Below are 21,589 nucleotides of genomic sequence, written 5' to 3' on the forward strand. Positions count from 1 at the left end.
CATCAGGTCGGGCGGTCGCCATCGTGAACGCCGCCGAACACTTTAAAAATGGATTAAACGAGCCAGATCGTTGAACAGCGCGATCGCCGACAACGCGACGATGCAGGCGAGACCCGCCCTCTGAAAAACGAGTTGCCAGCGATCGGAGACAACTTTACCGGTAACAGCTTCAACCAAATAATATAACAGATGACCCCCGTCCAATACCGGAATTGGTAACAGGTTCAGTACACCAAGACTAATACTGACAAGGGCCAGGAACGACAGGAATGCAGAAGGACCTAGACGTGCGCTCTTTCCTGCGTAATCCGCGATCGTCACCGGACCGGAAAGATTTTTCAGCGATGCCTCGCCTACGATCATCCTGCCGAACATGCGCACCGAGTAAACCGCGAGATCCCACGTGCGGCGCGCGCCCAACTGCAAGCTTTCAACCGGACCGTAATGCACGTCGATCGACGGCACCTGCGTGGCCAGTTCCGCGCCGATGCGGCCGATCTGCTGCCCGGTCGTTTCATCGCGCTGTGCCTGCGGCACGATGTTCACGTCTTCGAGCTTGTCCGCTGCCTTACCGCCGCGCTCGACCTGCAGCGTCACCGCTTTGCCGGCGTGCGATTTTACATAAGCGATGAAGGCCGTGGCGTTATCGGTCGGAATACCGTCGACGGCACGCAGACGATCGCCGGCAACGAGGCCGGCCTTTTGCGCCGCGCTGCCCGGCTGCACGCCCGCGACCGTCAGCTTGCCACCGCCCGGCTCGAAACCGAGATGCGACATGAAGTCGTCGTCGACATCTTTTTCGCTGAGGCCGCGTAGATCGAGCTGAAAATCCGACGTACCGTGCGCATCTTTCGCGCTCAGCACGACGCGCTTGTGATCGAATGCCGCACCCAGCAGCTTCCAGCGAAGATCCGACCAGGAGCGCACCGGCTCGGATTCGCCGGCGTTCTCGGCGCGCACGGCAACGATCGTTTCACCGCCGTCGAAACCGGCAACAGCCGCGGGCGTATTCGGCGCGGGCGCCGCGATCACCGCCGCCGGCTCCGTCACGCCACTGGCGAAGACGAGCGCGAACAGCACGATAGCCAGCAGGAAATTCGCGACCGGACCGGCCGCGACAATCGCAAAACGGCGCCACACGGATTGCCGGTTGAACGCATGCGGCAAGGCTTCGGCGGGAATCGGCTCAGCGCCCGTTTCGCGCTCGTCGAGCATCTTCACGTAGCCGCCGAGCGGCAGCGCGGCAATGGTCCATTCGGTGCCCGTCTTCGGACTCACCCACTGGAACAGCGGCTTGCCGAAGCCGATCGAAAAGCGCAGCACCTGGACGCCGCACAGGCGCGCCACGCTGTAATGCCCGTATTCGTGGACGACCACGAGTACGCCAATCGCGACCGCGAAGGCGAGCAGTTCGATCAGCAGGTTCATGAGCGCCTCACTGGACGGCGCGTTCCGTGCGACGGGCGCCGTCGGGCAGACGCGCGATGAATTCGGCAGCGGCGCGGCGCGCGGCGGCATCCGCTTCGATCACGTCTTCGAGCGCGTGCGCGCTGCGGTTCGGCAACGCGCTGAGCACCGCGTCGACCACCTGGGCAATCGCCATGAAACCGATCTGGCGCGCGAGGAACGCTTCAACCGCGATTTCATTCGCGGCGTTCAGCGCCGCGCTCGCCAGGCCGCCCTCGGCCAGCGCCTTCACTGCGAGAGCAAGACACGGAAAGCGCGTGTAATCCGGCTTTTCGAACGAGAGGGACGCGACCTGCAGCAGATCGAGTTGCGCCACGCCCGAATCGACGCGATCCGGAAACGCCAGCGCATGCGCGATCGGCGTGCGCATGTCGGGATTGCCCAGTTGGGCGAGCACCGAGCCGTCGGCGTAGGACACCATCGAGTGAATCACGCTTTGCGGGTGAATCAGCACCTCGATGCGCTCGCCCGGCAGATCGAACAGCCAGTGTGCCTCGATCACTTCGAGGCCCTTGTTCATCATCGTGGCCGAGTCGACCGAAATCTTGCGGCCCATGACCCAGTTCGGATGCTTACAGGCTTCGTCCGGCGTGACGTCGACGAGCGTCGCCGGTTCGCGCGTGCGGAACGGGCCGCCCGACGCGGTCAGAATGATCTTGGAGACGCCGCCGTGCAGCGCGGCCTCGCGCGGCAGGCACTGGAAAATTGCGTTGTGTTCGCTGTCGACCGGCAGCAGCACGGCGCCGTTGTCGCGCACCGCGTCCATGAAGATCGCGCCGGACATGACCAGCGCTTCCTTGTTGGCGAGCAGGATGCGTTTGCCCGCGCGCGCTGCGGCAAGACTCGGCGCCAGGCCGGCCGCGCCGACGATCGCCGCGACCACCGTATCGCAGCCGTCGCTCTTCGACACGTCGACGAGCGCTTGCGGTCCATACGTGACCTCGGTCTTGCAACCCGCTTCGCGCAGTTTCGCCGCGACGCTGGCAGCCGTATCGGCGTCGCCGACCACTGCGACTTCGGGCTGAAAGCGCAGGCATTGCTCGACGAGCTTGTCGCCGTTGCGATGCGCGCTCAGCGCATAAACCGAAAAGCGCTCGGGATGACGCGCGACGACGTCGAGCGTGCTGTCTCCAATCGAGCCCGTGGAACCGAGCAATGTCAGACGTTTTTGCATATCTCTTTCTCTAGCCGAGCAGCAGCATGGCAAGCGGCAGCACCGGCAACAAGGCATCGATGCGGTCGAGCACGCCACCGTGCCCCGGCAACAGGCCGCTTGAATCTTTCACACCGGCCTGGCGTTTCATCATCGATTCGAACAGGTCGCCCACCACGCTGAATGCCACCAGCAAGGTCAGCGCGAGCAACGTGCGCACGGCGCCCCAATGCGCCAGCAGCGCAGAATACAGGGTCGGCTCGAACGCATGCAAAAAGACCGCCGCCGCCGCGACGATCATCACCACCAGCCAGCCGCCGATCGCGCCCTCCCAAGTCTTACCCGGACTGATGGCAGGCGCCAGCTTGTGTTTTCCGAACGCTTTTCCGGAGAAGTATGCGCCGATATCGGCCAGCCATACCAATAGCAGCAGCGACAGCACGAACGGCACACCCTGCATGCGTGCGGCGACGAGAGCATGCCAGCACGCGACGAATACCACAATGCCGGCAAGAAACAGGAAGGAACGCCAGGCGCCCTGCGCGAGCGTGGGCTTGCGCAGCAGCACGAACGGGCCGGCGATCACCCAGAAAATAGCGGCCGCTTCAAAGAGCGGCCTGGCTTGTTCGATGCCGGTACCGAGGCGCGTGCTTGCCACCAGCGCCACCGCGGCGATCAGCGCGTAAATGACCGGGCCCGCGCCGCCCAGCTTGAGCAGGCGCGCCCACTCCCACGCGGCGAACACGACGACAAAAGCGATCAGCGCGCCGAACGCGCCCACCGGCGCGAACAACGTGACCGGCAGGAACACTGCCAGCAGGATGATCGCCGTGATGACACGGGTTTTTAGCATGGAAGCGAATCGACGTTTTGCGATTGCGGCTCGAGTTGAGCACTGGTGCGGCCGAAGCGGCGTTCGCGCTCCGCGTACGAAGCGATGGCGTGACCGAGCGCGTCGGCGTCGAAATCCGGCCAGAACGTGTCGGTGAAGTAGAACTCGGTGTAGGCGAGTTGCCACAGCAGGAAGTTGCTGACGCGGCGCTCGCCGCCGGTGCGGATGAAGAGATCCGGCTCCGGCGCATAAGCCATGGAGAGGTGTTTGGCGAACGAATCCTCGGTCACCTCGACCGCCTTGCCCGCCAGCGCCGACTGTTCGGCGAGCTTGCGGGTGGCCTGCATGATGTCCCAGCGGCCGCCGTAATTCGCGGCAATCGTGAGTGTGAGACGGGTATTGCGCGCGGTCTTGGTCTCCGCGCGCTTGATCAGGTCGCGGATGCGCGTGTCGAAGCGGGCCAGGTCGCCCACCACGCGCAAGCGGATGCCGTTCGCATGCAGCTTGCCGATCTCGCGCTCCAGCGCGGTCACGAACAGGCGCATCAGGAACGAGACTTCCTCGTTCGGACGGCGCCAGTTTTCCGAACTGAAAGCGAACAGCGTCAGATATTCGACACCCTGACGGGCGCACGCCTCGACGGCCGCACGCACCGCGTCGACGCCGCGCGTATGGCCCGCCACGCGCGGCAAGCGCCGCTGGGTGGCCCAACGGCCGTTGCCGTCCATGATGATCGCGATATGTCGCGGCACCGCGGCGACATCAGGCACGCGCACGGTTGAGCTGGTATAGGTCATGGCCGTCGGGACAGTGACTGCAAATAAAAGAAGTGGAGGACGTGAGCAGCTGAGCGGCCGGCCTCAGACCGTCATGATCTCGGCTTCTTTCGTCACGACGAGCTTGTCGATTTCGGCGACGAACTTGTCCGTCAGTTTCTGCACGTCGTCGCCTGCACGACGTTCGTCGTCTTCCGAAATTTCCTTGTCTTTCACGAGCTTTTTCAGTTGCTCGTTGGCGTCGCGGCGCAGATTGCGCACCGCGACCTTGGCCGTTTCCGCTTCGCTCTTGACCACTTTGGTCAGTTCGCGGCGGCGTTCTTCGGTCAGCGCGGGCATCGGCACGCGGATCACGTCGCCTTGCGTGGCCGGGTTCAGACCCAGGTCCGATTCGCGGATCGCCTTTTCGACGACCTGCACCATCTTCTTTTCCCACGGCTGCACGCCGATCGTGCGTGCGTCGATCAGCGTCAGATTCGCGACCTGCGAAATGGGCACCGGCGAACCGTAGTAATCGCACTGGATGTGATCGAGCAGGCCCGTGTGCGCACGGCCCGTGCGGATCTTCGACAGGTCGTTCTTGAACGCGTCGATGGAGCGCTGCATCTTTTGTTCAGCGCCCTTCCTGATATCAGCCACAGACATTTTTAAACCTCCGAACCTTCAAAACGGTGCGAGCCGGCCAGCGCGCGCAAGATGCGGCGGCCCGGGCTCGCGCTAAAGCCCACGTTATGTGAACGAGAGTTTACACGTGGACGAGGGTACCCTCGTCGTCGCCTTGTACGATGCGCTTGAGCGCGCCCGGTTTGACGATCGAAAACACCCGGATCGGCAGTTTCTGGTCGCGGCACAGCGCGAATGCCGTGGCGTCCATCACCTGCAGATTGCGGCCGATCGCCTCGTCGAAACTGATCGTGGTGTAACGCGTCGCGCTCGGGTCTTTCTTCGGGTCGGCGGAATACACGCCGTCCACCTTGGTTGCTTTCAGCACGACTTCCGCGCCGATTTCCGAGCCGCGCAACGCGGCGGCCGTGTCGGTCGTGAAGAACGGGTTGCCGGTGCCGGCCGCGAAAATCACGACTTTGCCTTCTTCGAGCTGGCGAATCGCGCGGGGCCGGATGTATGGCTCGACCACCTGGTCCATGCGCAGCGCCGATTGCACGCGCGCCTCGATGCCGGCGTGGCGCATGGCATCCTGCAGCGCCAGCGCGTTCATCATGGTGGCCAGCATGCCCATGTAGTCCGCCGTGGCGCGATCCATACCCGCCGCGCCGCCCGCGACGCCGCGGAAAATATTGCCGCCGCCGATCACCACGGCCAGCTGCGTTCCGAGACGGACCACTTCGGCCACGTCCGCCACCATTCGTTCGATGGTCGCGCGATTGATGCCAAAGGCATCGTCGCCCATCAGAGCTTCACCGGAGAGTTTGAGCAGGACGCGTTTATAGGCAGTGGGCATAGGGGTATCCAGATCGCGCAGAACAGGGCAACAACAAGGGACTAATGTAGGGGTGAAATGCTGATTCGGGCAAGCGTCGCCAAATTGACGAACCCTGGGTTCGCCAGTGGCGGCCGCGCGGCGAGGGTCAACCCGCGCGCAGCCTTGCGACGCCGCCGACCGCGGCAAAGTCTTGCTCCGCCGCGGGTCCAACGATATAACAGTTGCTGCTTAGGTAAGACTTATTGTTGCTTTGCAGCAGCGACTTGAGCGGCCACTTCGGCTGCGAAGTCGTCCTGCTTTTTCTCGATGCCTTCGCCGACCACGAACAGCGCGAACTTCTGCACGCTCGAGTTGCCGGCCTTCAGCATCTGTTCGATCGTCTGCTTGTCGTTCTTAACGAACGTCTGGTTCAGCAGCGACACTTCCTTCAGGTACTTCTGCACGCTGCCGTCGACCATCTTGGCGACGATTTCAGCCGGCTTGCCCGATTCGGCGGCCTTCTGCTCAGCAATGCTGCGTTCCTTGGCGATCAGGTCCGCCGGCACGTCGTCCGACGACAGCGAAACCGGCTTCATCGCGGCGATGTGCATCGCGACGTCCTTGCCGACCTGCTCGTCCGCGCCGGTGTACTCGACCAGCACGCCGATACGCGTGCCGTGCAGGTACGCTGCCAGCTTGTTCGAGGTTTCGAAGCGCACGAAACGGCGGATCGACAGGTTTTCACCGATCTTGCCGACCAGCGCCAAGCGCACTGCGTCGACCGTCGAGCCGTCCAGCGGGAGTGCCGCCAGCGCTGCGACGTCAGCCGGATTTTGCGTGGCGACCAGTTCAGCGACTTTCTTCGAGAAACCCAGGAAGTCGTCGTTCTTCGAAACGAAGTCGGTTTCGCAGTTCAGCTCGACCAGCGAACCTGCGTTGCCGCCGATGAACGAGGCAACCACGCCTTCTGCCGTCACGCGCGATGCAGCCTTGCTGGCCTTGTTGCCCAGCTTCACGCGCAGCAGCTCTTCAGCGCGCGCCATGTCGCCGTCGGCTTCCGTCAGCGCCTTCTTGCATTCCATCATCGGCGCGTCGGTCTTTGCGCGCAGTTCTGCAACCATGCTTGCGGTAATTGCCGCCATCATTTGCTCCTTGAGTTCCGTCTGTCACACACCGCCCGCACTTCGATGCCGGCGGCAAGAATTCGTTTCAGCGTTTACCGTATTTTTTACGGAGGACGCGTTGAGCGCTGCGCCGGACACTGCCGGCAGCGCCCCACTACAATGTCGCGGCTTAAAAAAAGGGGGCCTGTAGAAAGCCCCCTTTTTTGCCGGACACGGGGCAGCTTTACGCTTCCGAGTTGACCTCGACGAACTCGTCGCCGTCGCCACCACGTGCAGCTTGCACCACTTCGTTGACCGCGTTCGCACGGCCTTCGACGATCGCGTCAGCCACGCCAGCCGTGTACAGAGCGACAGCCTTCGAGGCGTCGTCGTTACCCGGGATCACGTAGTCGATGCCTTCCGGCGAGTGGTTCGTGTCGACCACGGCGATGACCGGAATGCCGAGCTTGTTCGCTTCGGTCACGGCAATCTTGTGGTAGCCGACGTCGACCACGAAAATCGCGTCCGGAATGCCGCCCATGTCTTTCACGCCGCCGATCGACTTGACCAGCTTGGCCATTTCGCGTTCGAACAGGAGCGCTTCCTTCTTGCTCATGCGTTCGGTTTCACCGGCTTCCAGCGCTGCTTCCATGTCCTTCAGGCGCTTGATCGAGACCTTCAGCGTCTTGAAGTTGGTCAGCATGCCGCCGAGCCAGCGTGCGTTGACGAACGGCATGCCGGCGCGCTGCGCTTCTTCAGCGATCGTGTCGCGCGATTGACGCTTCGTGCCGACGAACAGGATCGTGCCGCGATTGGCTGCCAGTTGACGCGCGTACTTCAGCGCGTCGTTGTACATCGGCAGCGTCTTTTCGAGGTTGATAATGTGAATCTTGTTGCGATGACCGAAAATGAAGGGAGCCATCTTCGGGTTCCAGAAGCGCGTTTGGTGACCGAAGTGGACACCGGCTTCCAGCATTTGACGCATGGTAACTGCCATGAAAATCTCCGCGAGGGTTGGGTCTTAAGCCGGCTGCCGTATCGGCCGCGCTGCCATCTCTCTGGCTGAACGCGACGGACACCCTGGGTGCGCCGGCTTGCGAGTCTGCTGCGTGCACTGCCTTTTGTTGCCTTTTCGTTGCCTTCTTATGCTCTGCTTTCGCTTCTGCATGACCTCATAGTGCAGGCAACCGGCGCTATGAGAAGCCAATCGTGCCGCTTTTTTGCCCACATGGACAAATATTGCAAGACAGAGATCGACTTAGCCAAAGATTATAGCACGCGACTATTGCACGACTCAACCTGCCCGGTAGCCCCGTTGATGGCCTGCGGGTTGCACCCGCGCGAGCGCCGGCCGCCTTGAACGAGCCCGCACGCGAGCCTGAGAAAGCCGCCGGTCCGGCCGCAAAAGCCTGCGGCGGCCGGAATATGGTGCGATAATCCTGCAATAAATCGCATTTCAGGCCCGACTCATGGCTATTACGCTCAAAAACGAACACGATATCGCGCAAATGCGCGTCGCCTGCAAACTGGCAAGCGAAGTGCTCGACTACATTACTCCGTTCGTCACCGCCGGCATCACGACCGGCGAACTCGACCGTCTGTGTCACGAATACATGCTGAAGGAACAGGGCACGGTTCCGGCGCCGCTGAACTATCAGCCGCCCGGCTATCCGCCCTACCCGAAGGCCACCTGCATTTCCGTCAACGACGTGATCTGCCACGGCATTCCAGGCGACAAGACGCTGAAGAACGGCGACGCTCTCAATATCGACGTCACCGTCATCAAGGAAGGCTATTTCGGCGACACCAGCCGCATGTTCATCGTCGGCGAAGGCTCGATCATGGCGAAGCGGCTCGTGCAGACCACCTTCGAATGCATGTGGCTCGGCATCGACCAGGTGCGCCCGGGCGCGCATCTCGGCGATATCGGTTACGCGATCCAGAAACATGCGGAAAGCCATGGCTACAGCGTGGTGCGCGAATACTGCGGCCACGGCATCGGCACGGTATTCCACGAAGACCCGCAGATACTGCACTACGGCCGTCCCGGCACCGGGCTCGAACTGCAAACCGGCATGATCTTCACGATCGAGCCGATGATCAACGCCGGCCGCCGCGACATTCGCACCATGCCGGACCAGTGGACCGTCAAGACCAAAGACCGCAGCCTGTCGGCGCAGTGGGAACATACGATCCTCGTCACCGAAACCGGCTACGACGTGCTGACCGTCTCCGCCGGCACGCCCGCGCGCCCGCCGGTCGTCGCGGCCACGGCCTGACCGACTTCCCACCTCTGCGCCTCCCTGCCAATGAGTAGTGTTCCAGCCGTCGCCCAATCCCCTGCCACGTCGCTCAAGGCGGAGTACAAAGTGGCCAAAGCCCAACTGCTGGAACGCTTCAGGACGGCCACCAACGTCGACGCGTTGATGGCCTCCTTGGCGCGCGCCACCGACGACTCCCTGCGCGCCGCCTGGAACACCTGCGAACTGCCGCCCGAACTGGCGCTAGTGGCGGTAGGCGGCTACGGGCGCGGCGAATTGGCGCCGCATTCCGATATCGACATTCTGGTCCTGCTGCCCGACGCGCCGATCGGGCACCTCGAGCCACGCATCGAACGCTTTATCAGCCTCGCATGGGATTTGGGGCTGGAACTCGGCAGCAGCGTGCGCAGCGTGTCGCAATGCCTCGAAGAAGCCGCCAACGACGTCACGGTGCGCACCTCGCTGCTCGAGGCACGGCGCATTACGGGCAGCGCTGAGCTGTTCGACGACTTCGCGAAGCGTTACCGCGAAGCGCTCGACCCGAAAGCCTTCTTCCAGGCCAAAGTGCTGGAAATGCGCCAGCGCCACGCGAAATTCCAGGACACGCCCTACTCGCTCGAACCCAACATCAAGGAAAGCCCGGGCGGCCTGCGCGATCTGCAACTGATCCTGTGGATCACCCAGGCGGCCGGCTTCGGCAGCAGCTGGCGTGAACTCGAAGCACGCGGCCTGATCACCGAGCGCGAGGCGCGCGAGCTTCGCCGCAACGAGAGTTTCCTGAAGGCGCTGCGCGCACGGCTGCATGTGATTGCCGGGCGTCGTCAGGACATCATGGTGTTCGACCTGCAAACGGCGGTGGCCGAGAGCTTCGGCTACAAGCCGACCGCGACCAAGCGCGCGAGCGAACAGCTGATGCGCCGCTATTACTGGTCCGCCAAGGCGGTCACGCAGCTCGCCACGATCCTGATCCAGAACATCGAAGCGCAGCTCTTCCCCAGCACGAGCGGCATTACGCGCGTGCTGTCGGACCGCTTCGTCGAAAAGCAGGGCATGCTGGAAATCGCCAGCGACGACGTGTTCCAGCGCGAGCCGAACGCGATCCTCGAGGCCTTCCTGCTGTACGAACAGACGCCCGGCGTAAAGGGCCTGTCGGCGCGCACGCTGCGCGCAATTTACAACGCCCGTGACGTGATGGACCAGCACTGGCGGCGCGATCCGGAAAACGGCCGCCTCTTCATGGACATCCTGAAGCAGCCGGCCGGCATCACCCACGCGCTGCGATTGATGAACCAGACCAGCGTGCTGGGGCGTTACCTGCTGAATTTCCGGCGCATTGTCGGACAGATGCAGCACGACCTGTATCACGTCTACACCGTCGACCAGCACATCCTGATGGTGCTGCGCAATCTGCGGCGCTTCGCGGTGGCCGAACACGCGCACGAATATCCGTTCTGCAGCCAGTTGATCGCCAACTTCGACCGGCCGTGGGTGCTGTACGTCGCGGCGCTGTTTCACGACATCGCCAAAGGCCGTGGCGGCGACCATTCCACGCTCGGCATGGCCGACGCGCGGCGCTTCTGCCGCAATCACGGCATCGAGGGCGAGGACGGCGAACTGGTCGTGTGGCTGGTTCAGCAACATCTGACCATGAGCCAGGTCGCGCAAAAGCAGGACACGAGCGACCCGGAGGTCATCAAGCGGTTCGCCGAACTGGTCGGCACCGAGCGTCGCCTGACGGCGCTCTATCTGCTGACCGTGGCCGATATTCGGGGCACCAGCCCGAAAGTCTGGAACACGTGGAAAGGCAAGCTGCTGGAAGACCTGTACCGCGCCACGCTCGCCGTACTGGGCGGCGCACGGCCGGATGCGCATTCGGAGCTGAAGTCGCGTCAGGAGGAGGCGCTCGCGCTGCTGCGCCTCGAAACCGTGCCGGAAGGCGCGCAGAAGGCGTTGTGGGACAAGCTCGACATCGGCTATTTTCTGCGCCACGACGCGGCGGATATCGCGTGGCAAACACGGGTGCTGTACCGCCACGTGGAAACGCCCACGCCGATCGTGCGGGCCCGTCCGTCGCCGATCGGCGAGGCGCTCCAGGTGCTGGTGTACGTGAAGGACCAGCCGGATCTGTTTGCCGGCATTTGCGCGTATTTCGACCGCAACGGCCTGTCGGTGCTCGATGCGCGGGTCAGCACGACTCGACACGGGTACGCGCTCGATAATTTCCTCGTCGCGCATACCGAAGAAGACGTGCATTATCGCGATATTGCCAATCTGGTCGAACAGGAACTGACCGCCCGCCTCACCGGTGACGGCACCCTGCTCCCCGGGCCGTCGAAAGGCCGTTTGTCGCGGCTGTCGCGGACCTTCCCTGTTACCCCGCGCGTCGATCTTCGGGCCGACGAGCGCGGCCAATACTACATCCTGTCCGTGTCGGCGAACGACCGGCCAGGCCTTCTTTATTCGATCGCGCGTGTGCTGGCCGAGCATCGGGTCGGCGTCGCTTCGGCGCGGATCAATACGCTCGGCGAACGCGCCGAAGACGTGTTCCTGCTGGATGGACACGGTCTGTCGGATAGCCGCCTGCAAATTCAGGTCGAGACCGAACTGCTGCGCGCGATCGCAGTGTGAGATTTCATGCGAGTCAAATTAACAGCCAAGCACCCGCGGCCGGCTTCGTCCGAACGCGCCCCTGTCCGTACCGGCAGCACGTCGGCGCGTAAGCCGACGCGCCCGGCGGGACCCAGGCCGGCGACGCCGGCTCCCGGCGGGGCGCGGGATGAACGCGCCGGCGCGGCCGGCGGCGGTAAGCGGCCGGCGGGCGCTGGCAAGCCGGCCGGTGCCGGCGCACGTCCTGCGCGTCCCCCTAGGGCTGAAGGGTCGTTTTCGCGCGAGCGGGACGCCGGTGGCGCGCCGCGCGCGGCGTCGGATCGACCGCCGCGCCGCGAGGGCGCGAGTGGTGCGCCGCGTCGGTTCGAAGGCGGCGGCGATCGTGCTCCGCGCCGGGATGATGGTGAGCGTGCGCCGCGCCGCTTTGAGGGTGGCGGCGATCGTAGCGAACGCGCGCCGCGCAGGGCTGACGGTGAACGGGCTCCGCGAAGGTTCGAGGGCGGTGGTGATCGACCGGAACGCGCGCCGCGCCGATTTGAAGGCGCAGGCGAAAGCGCCCCGCGCCGTTTCGAAGGCGCCGCGGACCGCGGTGACCGCGCGCCACGTCGTGAAACCGGTGATCGAGCCGAACGCGCGCCCCGCCGCTTCGAAGGCAGCACGGATCGCAGCGAACGCCCGCCGCGTAGCTTCGGCGAGCGCGCCCCGCGCCGCGACGACGGCGAACGCCGTCCGTTCAGCGGAGCACGTCCGGGCGCAGGCCGTCCGTCGGAAGGCGCTCCGCGTGGACAGCGTCCGGAACGCCGTGAACGCGACGCATCCGACCGCCCGCGTTTCAGCAGCGACCGTGGTGCTCCGCAAGACCGCCGAGGCGGCGAGCGCGGGCCGCGCAGCGATAGCGCGCCGCGCCGTTTCGAAGGCGAACGCGGTGCATCCGATCGTGGCGATCGCAGCTTCGCCAAGCCCGTCAAAACCGGCTTCAGCGACCGCGCAGACCGCCCGGCACGCGCTCCGCGTGACGAGCGTGGCGAGCGCGCCCCAGCCAAACGCGAATTCGGCGACCGTCCGGCGCGCAGCGCTGAGCGCAATGAACGCAGCGAGCGCGGCGAGCGCGGCGAGCGCCCGGCCCGCAGCTTCGACAAAACGCCGCCGGCCGCTGGCCGCCGTTTCGGCGACGACCGTCCCGCGCGCGCCGACAAGCCGCGTGGCGCGGCCCGAGCCGAGCGCGCCGACGAAATCGATGCCGCTCCGCGCACCCCGCGTCGCGATTACGAAGACGCGCCAGGCATGCTGCGCCTGTCCAAGCTGATGTCCGAACTCGGCATGTGCTCACGCCGCGAAGCCGATGAGTGGATCGAAAAAGGCTGGGTGCTGGTGGACGGCGAGCGCATCGACACGTTGGGCACCAAGGTCCGACCGGACCAGCGCATCGAAATCGACCCCGCCGCCGAGGCCGCGCAATCGAGCCAGGTGACGGTGCTGATCCATAAGCCGGTGGGCCTGGTCTCAGGTCAGGCGGAAGACGGCTATCAGCCGGCCATCACGCTGGTCACGCCGGAGAATCGCTGGGAAGGCGATCAATCGGACATCCGCTTCTCCGTCGCGCATTTGCGCCAGCTTGCGCCGGCCGGCCGCCTGGACATCGATTCGACGGGCCTGCTGGTGCTGACGCAAGACGGTCGGATTGCCAAGCAACTGATCGGCGGTCATTCGGAGATCGACAAGGAGTATCTGGTGCGCGTGGCATTCGGCGAGCACACCACCGACGTCGAAAGCCACTTCCCGCCGGAAAGTCTGGAGTTGCTGTGCCACGGCCTCTCGCTCGACGACGTGCCGCTGAAGCCCGCGCAAGTGAACTGGCAGAACGGCGAGCAATTGCGTTTCGTGCTGCGCGAAGGCAAGAAGCGCCAGATTCGCCGCATGTGCGAATTGGTCGGCCTCGAAGTGATCGGCCTGAAGCGCGTACGCATGGGCCGTGTGATGCTGGGCGCGCTGCCGCCGGGCCAATGGCGTTATCTGTCGCCGGACGAGTCGTTCTGAAGCCGCGCGCCTGACCGACGCCTCAACAAAAAACCCCACGCAATCGCGTGGGGTTTTTTTATCCCTGCGCTGCGCCAAGCCGAATACGCCAGCGCCGCAGTGCCCGAAGCAGCACAAGCCGCCTCAATCGTCGCTATTCGGATCCATATCCGGAAACAGCACTTCCGTGAAGCCGAACTTCGCGAAGTCGTTGATCCGCATCGGATACAGCTTGCCGATCAGGTGGTCGCACTCGTGCTGCACGACGCGCGCGTGAAAGCCCTCGGCGACACGGTCGATCGGCATGCCGTATTGATCGAAGCCGTGATACTTGATCATCGAAAAGCGGCTCACCGCGCCACGCAGCCCCGGCACCGACAGACAGCCCTCCCAGCCCTCTTCCATATCCAGCGAGACCGGCGTGATGGTCGGGTTGATCAGCACCGTTTCCGGCACCGGCGGCGCGTCAGGATAGCGCTCGTTGTGCCCGAAGCCGAAGATCACCACCTGCAGATTCACGCCGATCTGCGGCGCGGCAAGGCCCGCGCCGTTCGCGTCGTGCATGGTCTCGAACATGTCTTTGACGAGCTCATGCAGCTCGGGCGTGTCGAAGTGATCGACCGGATCGGCAATGCGCAAAAGGCGCGGATCGCCCATCTTGAGAATTTCGCGGATCATAACTGCCCCTCCAGGAGCTTACGCATACCATCTTCGTCGAGTACGGGAACGCCGAGTTCCTCAGCTTTCGCCAACTTGCTGCCCGCATCGGCGCCCGCCACCACATAGTCCGTTTTCTTCGATACGGAGCCGGCCACTTTCGCGCCGGCAGCTTCCAGCATTTCCTTCGCCTCTTCGCGGGCAAGGCTCGGCAAGGTGCCGGTCAGCACGACCGTCTTGCCGGCCAGCACGCCCACAGGCGCTTTCGGCGCGGGCGGGCCTTCGGGCCACGTGACCTTGCCCGGCGCGCGCAACTGCTCGACCACCGTGCGGTTGTGCTCCTCGGCGAAGAACTGATGAATCGACTCGGCGACCACTGGCCCCACGTCGTTGACCTCGAGCAAGGCTTCGACCGAGGCGTCCATGATCGGGTCCAGCGAGCCAAAGTGCTTGGCGAGATCTTTCGCCGTGGATTCGCCCACATGCCGGATGCCGAGCGCGTAGATGAAGCGCGCCAACGTGGTATGCCTGGCTTTTTCCAGCGAATCGAGCAGGTTCTGCGCGGACTTTTCGGCAAAGCGGTCGAGTTCGGCGAGCGTCGCAAAACCGATGTTGAACAGATCGGCCGGCGTACGCACGAGGTTCTGTTCGACCAGTTGGTCGATGATCTTTTCGCCGAGGCCGTCGATATCCAGCGCGCGCCGCTGCGCGAAATGCCAGAGCGCCTGCTTGCGCTGCGCGGGACAGAACAGGCCGCCGGTACAACGCGCGATCGCCTCGTCCGGCAAGCGCTCGATATTCGAGCCGCACACCGGACATTGCGTGGGCATCACGAATTCGCGGGCGTCGGGGGGACGCCGGTCGAGCAGCGCGCTCACCACTTCGGGAATCACGTCGCCGGCACGCCGCACGATCACCGTGTCGCCAATGCGGATATCCTTGCGGCGCACTTCGTCTTCATTGTGCAGCGTGGCATTCGTAACCGTCGCGCCGCCGACGAACACCGGCTCCAGCCGCGCCACCGGCGTGATCGCGCCGGTCCGGCCGACCTGCACGTCGATCGCGACGAGTTTGGTCAGCGCCTCCTGCGCGGGGAATTTGTGCGCCAGCGCGAAGCGCGGCGCGCGCGACACGAAGCCGAGCGCGTCCTGTTCATCGCGACGATTGACTTTGTAGACCACACCGTCGATGTCGTACGGCAGCTTCTCGCGTTTCTCGCCGACGCCGTGGAAAAAGCCCAGCAAGCCCTCGGCGCCCTGCACCACGGCTCGCTCGCTATTCACCGGCAAGCCGAGTTCCTTGTACCAGTCGAGCAGTTCGCTATGCGTGGCCGGCATTTCCATGCCTTCGAGCACGCCAATGCCATAAGCGAAAAACGACAGCGGCCGTTGCGCGGTGATCTTCGAGTCGAGCTGCCGCAAGCTGCCCGCCGCGGCGTTGCGCGGATTGGCGAATTCCTTCTGTTCCGCGGCCCGCTGGCGTTCGTTCAGACGCTCGAAATCGCGCTTGAACATCAGCACTTCGCCACGCACGTCGAGTACGCGCGGGACACGTTTGCCCTTGAGCTTGAGCGGAATGGAGCGAATCGTGCGAACGTTCCCGGTGACGTTCTCGCCGGTCGTGCCGTCGCCGCGCGTGGAGGCTTGCACGAACGCGCCGTCGACGTAACGCAACGAGATGGCGAGGCCGTCGAATTTCAGCTCGGCCGCGTAGTCGACCGGCACCGGCGGCTCGCTCGCGTTCTTGCCGAGCGCGTCGCCGACGCGCTTGTCGAACGCGACGATGTCTTCGTCGGCGAAACCGTTGTTCAGCGACAGCATGGGCTGGTCGTGCACGACCGGCTCGAAGCCGCTCGCCGCCTCGCCGCCCACGCGCTGGGTGGGCGAATCCGGCACGATCAGGTCCGGATGCTCCGTCTCGATACTCTCCAGTTCCTTGAACAGCTTGTCGTATTCCGCGTCAGGCAAATCCGGCTGGTCGAGCACGTAGTACGCGTAGTTGGCGCGTTCGAGTTCCGCGCGCAGCCACGCGGCACGCTCGGCCGGGGCGTTGGTTGCGGGATGTGAGGCGGAGGTTCGGGCCATGCTGTCGGAAGGTTCTTCAGTGAAGTTCAGACATTGGATTATCGCAGGAAGCGTGCCCCTTTACATCGGCCGAATGGCCAGTTTAGGCGCGTTGCGCGTCGGCTCGAAATGCGCACGTGAAGCCGCGGCCTGAAACGACGACGGCCGCACATTGTGCGGCCGTCGGAGACAGCGGTAAGACGTAAAAAAATTTACTGGCTGAACAACCGCCGCGTGGCCGGCGAACCCGCCGGAATGCCCGCCTGCTCGAGCTTCGCGTAAAGCGTCATCAACTGCTTTTCGATCGCGAGCAGCGCGGTTTCCGGCAACGGACGGCGGCCGTCGTCGACCACCCGCCCGCCGATGCGCTCGGCCAACGATTTCGCGTAGTCGCACATCAGACGGAACGGCAGGATGTCTTCATCGGCCACCGGCACGTCGAGCACCAGCGTGATCATCTGGCCGCCCTTGTAGGTGAGGTCGTCGCGCAAAAAGTTGGTGTCGCCGAATTGCAGCATGAACACCGGGCTTTGCCGCGCGTCGAGCTTGACGAACCGCGTACCGTCGCGCGAAAGCAGCAGGCCGTCTTGTGAAGCGACCGCCTGCACGTAGTTGGCGGACCACGGCGCGCCGTCGGAGAGCACGTTGATCGACAATTGCGCGTCGCACTGCGCGGCAAAACCGTCGAGTTCGCGCGCCATCGCGACCGTTTCGAGCATGTCCGGGAATTCCGGCGACGCATCCAGTGCGTCGGCAAACTGCTGCACGCCGGTCACGAACTCGGAAAACTCCAGTTCGTTGAGGGCGCCGCTGCGATTGGCCAGTTGCGCGGCCGCGCGCAGCTCTTCATAGCGCGCGCCGTTTTGCAGCAGTTCCCACGCGCCGCCTTCGAGCTTGCCTTCGATATGCACCGGCTTGCTGCCCGCGCGGCGCAGACGCTGCGCGAGCGGAATCACCTTGTCGCCCGCGACCGGACCGTTCAAACGGATCGGCACGATGCAGTCGATGCGCCGATCGACAATAGCCGGCGGCGCCGACGAGATCGTCGTGGCGGCCGGCAGAATCGGTTCGACGGGTTCGCCGGACTGGCGGGCTTGCGCGGTCTCGGCGCTCGCGTCGCGTTCGGCTTCGGCCACGCCCTCGGCTTCCGGATAGCCGTTCGGCGTGGTCGTCTCGGCCTGAATATCGGCCGCCGTGTCGAGCGGCGCCGTACCTGCCGCCTGGCCACCGAACGTTGGTTCGACGCGCGCCGCCGTGCCTGGCTCCGCCGCCTCCGCGCCCACTACGGGCTCACGGCGCGTCGTCGGCCGGGCCGGCTCGATGAACGGGCTCTGTTCCTCCTGATCGTCCCGCGCGAGATTTTCGGCGGTGTCGGCCGGCATCGGCCGCGGCATCTTCCGGCGCACCTTCGCGCTCTGCCACGCGTTGTACACGACCACGCCCCCGACCACCACGGCACCCGCGCCGATCAAACCGAGTGTCAACTCGTCCATGCATGCTCCATCAGCAATTCTTTTATCTGCGCGGCTTTGCGCCCGCCCCACGTATCGCGCGACCACCGGCCGCTGCGCTGAACGCGGACACCCGCGAGGCTCAATTCAAATCAAACTCAAACAATATTCTGGGCGAAACCGGCGGCCGATTCCATGTCGACGGCAACGATCCGCGACACGCCCTGCTCCTGCATGGTCACGCCGATCAACTGCTGCGCCATTTCCATCGCGATCTTGTTGTGCGAGATGAACAGGAACTGGGTCTTGTCCGACATCGCCCGCACGAGGTTCGCGAAACGTTCCGTGTTGGCGTCGTCGAGCGGCGCATCCACTTCGTCCAGCAGACAGAACGGCGCCGGATTCAACTGGAACATCGCGAACACCAGCGCGGTCGCCGTCAGCGCTTTTTCGCCGCCCGACAGCAGATGAATGGTCGAATTCTTTTTGCCCGGCGGCTGCGCCATCACCTGCACGCCGGCGTCGAGAATTTCGTCGCCGGTCATGATCAGCTTCGCCTGGCCACCGCCGAACAAACGCGGGAACAGTTCGCCGAAATGCTGGTTCACCTGGTCGAAGGTGCCTTGCAGGAGCGTGCGCGTTTCGGCGTCGATCTTGCGGATGGCGTCTTCGAGCGTTTCGATCGCGCTGTTCAGGTCGGTGGATTGCGAGTCGAGGAATGACTTGCGCTCGGTCGCCGCCTTCAGTTCGTCGAGCGCGGCCATGTTGACCGGGCCCAACGCGGTGATGGCGTTGTTGATGCGCGTGACTTCGCCTTGCAGGTACGACGGCTTCATGTCCGGCGTGAGCTTGGCCTGCAGTTCAGCCTCGTCGACACCGGCAGCGGCCAGTTGCTCGATAAACTGCTCGCCGTTCAGGCGCGCCGCCTGTTCCTTCAACTGCAATTCGTTGATGCGGTCACGCAGCGGCTGCAGCGCGCGCTCGGCGGTCAAACGCGTTTCGTCGGCTGCACGCAGCTTGGCGGTGAGATCGTCCAGTTCGAGGCGCGCGGCATGCAGCGCCTCTTCCTTGACGGCGCGAATATCGAGCGCGTCCTGCAAGCCGGTGTGTGCGGTCTGCTCGTTGATGGTTTCCAGTTCGGCGCGCGCATCTTCCAGCGACGCCGCCACACGCTCGCTCTGCTCGTGCGCGACCTGAATGCTGCGCTTCAATTCGTCGATGCGGTTCGCCATGTTGCGCGCCGCGAAGCGCGCGTCGGTGGCGGCACGGTCGAGATCGCGCGCCTGGCCGCGCGCGGCGGTAAGTTGCTCGTCGAGCGCCTCGAACGCCAGTTGATGATCTTCGAAACGCGCCTGCAATTCGGCAAGTTCGCCATCGTGACGCTCGAAGTTCGCTTCCGACTCCGCGCGCATGGCGCGCTGCTCTTCGATCTGCGCGGTGATCTCCGCGAGTTCCTCGCGAATCTGCGTGCTGCGCTGGGTGTAACGCTCGTGCGCCTGGGTGAGTTTGAGCACGTCCATTTGCAGGGCGTGCACGCGCTGCGTGGCGCGCTCGGCCTGTTGACGCACATCGGTCAACAGCTGGGCGGCTTGCGTGTGAGCGGCTTCGGCGCGTATCGCCGCGGCCTTCGCTTCGTCGGCGAGCAAAGCTTGCGCGCGAACCTGGCGCGCCAGATTTTCGATTTCCTGCTGACGGGCCAGCATGCCGGCCTGCTCGGAATCGGCGGCATACAGTTGCACGCCGACGCGCGTCACCACATGCCCCGCCTTGACGACGAACGAACCACCTTCCGGCAGTTGCGAGCGCATGGCGAGCGCCTGCTGCAGATCGTCGGCGACGAACGCGAGGCCGAGCCAGTCGTTCAGCACCGCGCGGATGCCCGCATCGTCGATCCGCACCAGCGACAGCAACGGCCGCAGAGCGGGCGGCGTGGCGGCCGGCTGGCCGGCGACGGGCGGCGCATAGAAGGCGAGCTTGGCGGGCGGCGCGTCGGTGGCGAAGGCCTTGACCCAATCGAGGTTCGACACTTCCAGCGCGGCGAGCCGCTCGCGCAGCACAGCCTCCAGCGCGGCTTCCCAACCGGCTTCGACATGCAGCTTTTTCCACAGACGGGGCAGGCTGCCCAACTCATGCTTTTCGAGCCACGGCTGGATCTTGCCTTCGGTCTGAACGTTTTCCTGCAACTGCTTGAGCGCGGCCAGGCGCGCGTCGAGCTGATGAATCTGGGCGCTTTCCGCCTGCACGCGTTCCTGCGCGGTGCGGCGTTCGCCGTCGAGGCGCGGCAGCGTTTCCTGCGCGTCGGCCAGACGCGTTTGCGCATCGTGCAGGATTTCCTCGTGCTCGGCGAGCTGCATGCGCAGGTCTTCGAGCTGCGCTTCGTCGGGGGCGTCGAGACCGCCCGCTTCCGACTTCAACCGCTCATGACGCGCCTGCAGTTGCTGCAATTGCTGATCGGCATTGCGCTGATGCGCGGCTTCGAGCTTGAGCGCCTGTTCGGTCTGCGCGATACCGCCGCGTTCGGCGTTCAACTCGGTTTGCGCATCGCGCCAGCGCGCTTCGAGCGCGGGCATCGCGTCGTGCCTGGCGGCGGCTTCGTCTTCGGCGAGTGCGGCTTTTTCTTCGGCGACGGCCAGTTGTTCCTCGGCGTCTTCGAGATCGTCTTGCGCTTTTTGCGCCTGCGATTGCCACTGCTCACGCTGCGCGTTCAGCGCGGCGATCTGCGCCTGCACGCGATTGCGCGATTCGACGATGAACTTGATCTCGGCTTCGAGCCGGCTGACTTCCGAATTCGCCTCGTAGAGCGCGCCTTGCGCACCTTGCATCGCGTCGCTGGCGGAATAATGGGCGACGCGCAGCGTTTCGAGTTGCGCTTCGACTTCGCGCAGCCTGGCGGTATGCGCTTCGAGATCGATCTGGGCCTGTTCGATCGCGCGTTGCTGGCGTTCCTGCTCGCTGCCGGCTTCATTCTTGCGCAACAGCCACAACAGCCGCTGCTTCTCTTCGCCGTCGGTCTGCAGTTCCTTGTAACGCGTGGCGACCACGGCCTGCGCTTCGAGCTTCTCCAGATTCGAACTGAGTTCCCGCACGATATCTTCGACCCGCGTCAGATTCTCGCGCGTGTCGTGCAGACGGTTCTCAGTTTCGCGGCGGCGTTCCTTGTACTTCGACACGCCCGCGGCTTCTTCGAGAAACACGCGCAGCTCTTCCGGCTTCGCCTCGATCAGGCGCGCGATCATGCCCTGCCCGATGATCGCGTACGCGCGCGGCCCGAGGCCGGTGCCGAGGAAGATGTCCTGAATGTCGCGGCGGCGCGCCGGCAGATTGTTGATGTAGTAGCTCGAGGTGCCGTCGCGCGTGAGCACGCGCTTCACGGCGATTTCGGCATACTGGCCCCACTGGCCGGCGGCACGGCCGTCGGCGTTGTCGAACACCAGTTCGACGCTGGCGCGGCTACCCGGCTTGCGCGCGGTCGAGCCATTGAAGATCACGTCCTGCATCGACTCGCCGCGCAGCTCGGAGGCGCGCGATTCGCCGAGCACCCAGCGCACGGCGTCGATGATGTTGGACTTGCCGCACCCGTTCGGTCCCACCACGCCGACTAGCTGGCCCGGAACCTGGAAATGCGTGGGATCGACGAATGACTTGAAGCCAGCGAGTTTGATCGAGGTCAGACGCACGGCGATTTCGCTGTTTGAAAAGGGAAAAAATAGGTGGCTCGTGAAGGCCGCGCCAGCCGTTCGCCGACAGAGCGATACGGCCCGCGAACCCTCGCGCCTCGGGTGC

15 protein-coding genes are annotated in these 21,589 nt (G+C 64.4%); 3 read left to right on the forward strand and 12 right to left on the reverse strand.

Annotation, left to right across the window (positions count from 1 at the left end; all coding sequences use genetic code 11):
- Positions 1-42: 42 nt before the first annotated feature.
- From rseP to rpsB, 8 genes are all read right to left on the reverse strand, one after another.
- Entirely contained in the window at positions 43-1,428 is a 1,386-nt protein-coding gene (gene rseP / locus B0G81_RS17150) for an RIP metalloprotease RseP (RefSeq protein ID WP_134137762.1), read from the reverse strand.
- Between the two features lie 7 nt (positions 1,429-1,435).
- Positions 1,436-2,641 (reverse strand): 1-deoxy-D-xylulose-5-phosphate reductoisomerase, encoded by a 1,206-nt coding sequence (locus B0G81_RS17155; RefSeq protein ID WP_106279639.1) that lies wholly within the window; start codon positions 2,639-2,641, stop codon positions 1,436-1,438.
- A gap of 10 nt (positions 2,642-2,651) precedes the next feature.
- On the reverse strand, positions 2,652-3,473 hold the full coding sequence (locus B0G81_RS17160; RefSeq protein WP_116117587.1) for a CDP-archaeol synthase: 822 nt from the start codon (positions 3,471-3,473) through the stop codon (positions 2,652-2,654).
- Positions 3,467-4,249, reverse strand: a complete 783-nt coding sequence (uppS, locus tag B0G81_RS17165) for a polyprenyl diphosphate synthase (protein ID WP_134137763.1) — start codon at positions 4,247-4,249, stop codon at positions 3,467-3,469. Before uppS ends, B0G81_RS17160 begins: the two co-directional genes overlap by 7 nt.
- Positions 4,250-4,312: 63 nt before the next feature.
- Positions 4,313-4,873 (reverse strand): ribosome recycling factor, encoded by a 561-nt coding sequence (gene frr, locus B0G81_RS17170; RefSeq protein WP_012433445.1) that lies wholly within the window; start codon positions 4,871-4,873, stop codon positions 4,313-4,315.
- A gap of 100 nt (positions 4,874-4,973) precedes the next feature.
- The gene (pyrH, locus tag B0G81_RS17175; RefSeq protein WP_012433446.1) at positions 4,974-5,687 is read right to left on the reverse strand and encodes a UMP kinase; all 714 of its coding nucleotides are present in this window, start codon (positions 5,685-5,687) and stop codon (positions 4,974-4,976) included.
- A 221-nt stretch (positions 5,688-5,908) separates the two neighbouring features.
- Positions 5,909-6,790, reverse strand: a complete 882-nt coding sequence (gene tsf / locus B0G81_RS17180; protein ID WP_106313372.1) for a translation elongation factor Ts — start codon at positions 6,788-6,790, stop codon at positions 5,909-5,911.
- 205 nt (positions 6,791-6,995) lie between these two features.
- Positions 6,996-7,748, reverse strand: coding sequence for a 30S ribosomal protein S2 (gene rpsB / locus B0G81_RS17185; protein ID WP_012433448.1), 753 nt, complete (start codon positions 7,746-7,748; stop codon positions 6,996-6,998).
- Between the two features lie 472 nt (positions 7,749-8,220).
- Between rpsB and map the strand changes: the two genes are divergently transcribed.
- From map to B0G81_RS17200, 3 genes are read left to right on the forward strand one after another with little or no spacing between them, the layout of a single operon-like run.
- A complete protein-coding gene (gene map / locus B0G81_RS17190) occupies positions 8,221-9,030 on the forward strand; it encodes a type I methionyl aminopeptidase (RefSeq protein WP_116117591.1) in 810 nt (269 codons plus the stop codon).
- Positions 9,031-9,060: 30 nt separating this feature from the next.
- On the forward strand, positions 9,061-11,640 hold the full coding sequence (locus B0G81_RS17195; protein ID WP_134137764.1) for a [protein-PII] uridylyltransferase: 2,580 nt from the start codon (positions 9,061-9,063) through the stop codon (positions 11,638-11,640).
- Positions 11,641-11,646: 6 nt separating this feature from the next.
- Positions 11,647-13,656, forward strand: a complete 2,010-nt coding sequence (locus tag B0G81_RS17200) for a pseudouridine synthase (RefSeq protein WP_134137765.1) — start codon at positions 11,647-11,649, stop codon at positions 13,654-13,656.
- Positions 13,657-13,779: 123 nt separating this feature from the next.
- On the opposite strand, the gene def is transcribed toward B0G81_RS17200, so the two are convergent.
- The 4 genes from def to smc all read right to left on the reverse strand — a co-directional run bounded on the left by def (position 13,780) and on the right by smc (position 21,483).
- On the reverse strand, positions 13,780-14,313 hold the full coding sequence (def, locus tag B0G81_RS17205; protein ID WP_134137766.1) for a peptide deformylase: 534 nt from the start codon (positions 14,311-14,313) through the stop codon (positions 13,780-13,782).
- The gene (gene ligA / locus B0G81_RS17210; protein WP_134137767.1) at positions 14,310-16,376 is read right to left on the reverse strand and encodes an NAD-dependent DNA ligase LigA; all 2,067 of its coding nucleotides are present in this window, start codon (positions 16,374-16,376) and stop codon (positions 14,310-14,312) included. Before ligA ends, def begins: the two co-directional genes overlap by 4 nt.
- Positions 16,377-16,567: 191 nt before the next feature.
- A complete protein-coding gene (locus B0G81_RS17215; RefSeq protein WP_121307633.1) occupies positions 16,568-17,848 on the reverse strand; it encodes a cell division protein ZipA C-terminal FtsZ-binding domain-containing protein in 1,281 nt (426 codons plus the stop codon).
- A 116-nt stretch (positions 17,849-17,964) separates the two neighbouring features.
- Positions 17,965-21,483 (reverse strand): chromosome segregation protein SMC, encoded by a 3,519-nt coding sequence (smc, locus tag B0G81_RS17220; protein WP_134137768.1) that lies wholly within the window; start codon positions 21,481-21,483, stop codon positions 17,965-17,967.
- Positions 21,484-21,589 lie beyond the last annotated feature (106 nt).

It is taken from the genome of Paraburkholderia sp. BL6665CI2N2 (assembly GCF_004366535.1).
Classification (GTDB): Bacteria; Pseudomonadota; Gammaproteobacteria; order Burkholderiales; family Burkholderiaceae; genus Paraburkholderia.

What these genes read in the sequence shown, in the direction of transcription:
- rseP (WP_134137762.1), bottom strand. Translation starts at nt 1,428, where the DNA reads ATGAACCTGCTGATCGAACTGCTCGCCTTCGCGGTCGCGATTGGCGTA.
- B0G81_RS17155 (WP_106279639.1), bottom strand. Translation starts at nt 2,641, where the DNA reads ATGCAAAAACGTCTGACATTGCTCGGTTCCACGGGCTCGATTGGAGAC.
- B0G81_RS17160 (WP_116117587.1), bottom strand. Translation starts at nt 3,473, where the DNA reads ATGCTAAAAACCCGTGTCATCACGGCGATCATCCTGCTGGCAGTGTTC.
- uppS (WP_134137763.1), bottom strand. Translation starts at nt 4,249, where the DNA reads ATGACCTATACCAGCTCAACCGTGCGCGTGCCTGATGTCGCCGCGGTG.
- frr (WP_012433445.1), bottom strand. Translation starts at nt 4,873, where the DNA reads ATGTCTGTGGCTGATATCAGGAAGGGCGCTGAACAAAAGATGCAGCGC.
- pyrH (WP_012433446.1), bottom strand. Translation starts at nt 5,687, where the DNA reads ATGCCCACTGCCTATAAACGCGTCCTGCTCAAACTCTCCGGTGAAGCT.
- tsf (WP_106313372.1), bottom strand. Translation starts at nt 6,790, where the DNA reads ATGGCGGCAATTACCGCAAGCATGGTTGCAGAACTGCGCGCAAAGACC.
- rpsB (WP_012433448.1), bottom strand. Translation starts at nt 7,748, where the DNA reads ATGGCAGTTACCATGCGTCAAATGCTGGAAGCCGGTGTCCACTTCGGT.
- map (WP_116117591.1), top strand. Translation starts at nt 8,221, where the DNA reads ATGGCTATTACGCTCAAAAACGAACACGATATCGCGCAAATGCGCGTC.
- B0G81_RS17195 (WP_134137764.1), top strand. Translation starts at nt 9,061, where the DNA reads ATGAGTAGTGTTCCAGCCGTCGCCCAATCCCCTGCCACGTCGCTCAAG.
- B0G81_RS17200 (WP_134137765.1), top strand. Translation starts at nt 11,647, where the DNA reads ATGCGAGTCAAATTAACAGCCAAGCACCCGCGGCCGGCTTCGTCCGAA.
- def (WP_134137766.1), bottom strand. Translation starts at nt 14,313, where the DNA reads ATGATCCGCGAAATTCTCAAGATGGGCGATCCGCGCCTTTTGCGCATT.
- ligA (WP_134137767.1), bottom strand. Translation starts at nt 16,376, where the DNA reads ATGGCCCGAACCTCCGCCTCACATCCCGCAACCAACGCCCCGGCCGAG.
- B0G81_RS17215 (WP_121307633.1), bottom strand. Translation starts at nt 17,848, where the DNA reads ATGGACGAGTTGACACTCGGTTTGATCGGCGCGGGTGCCGTGGTGGTC.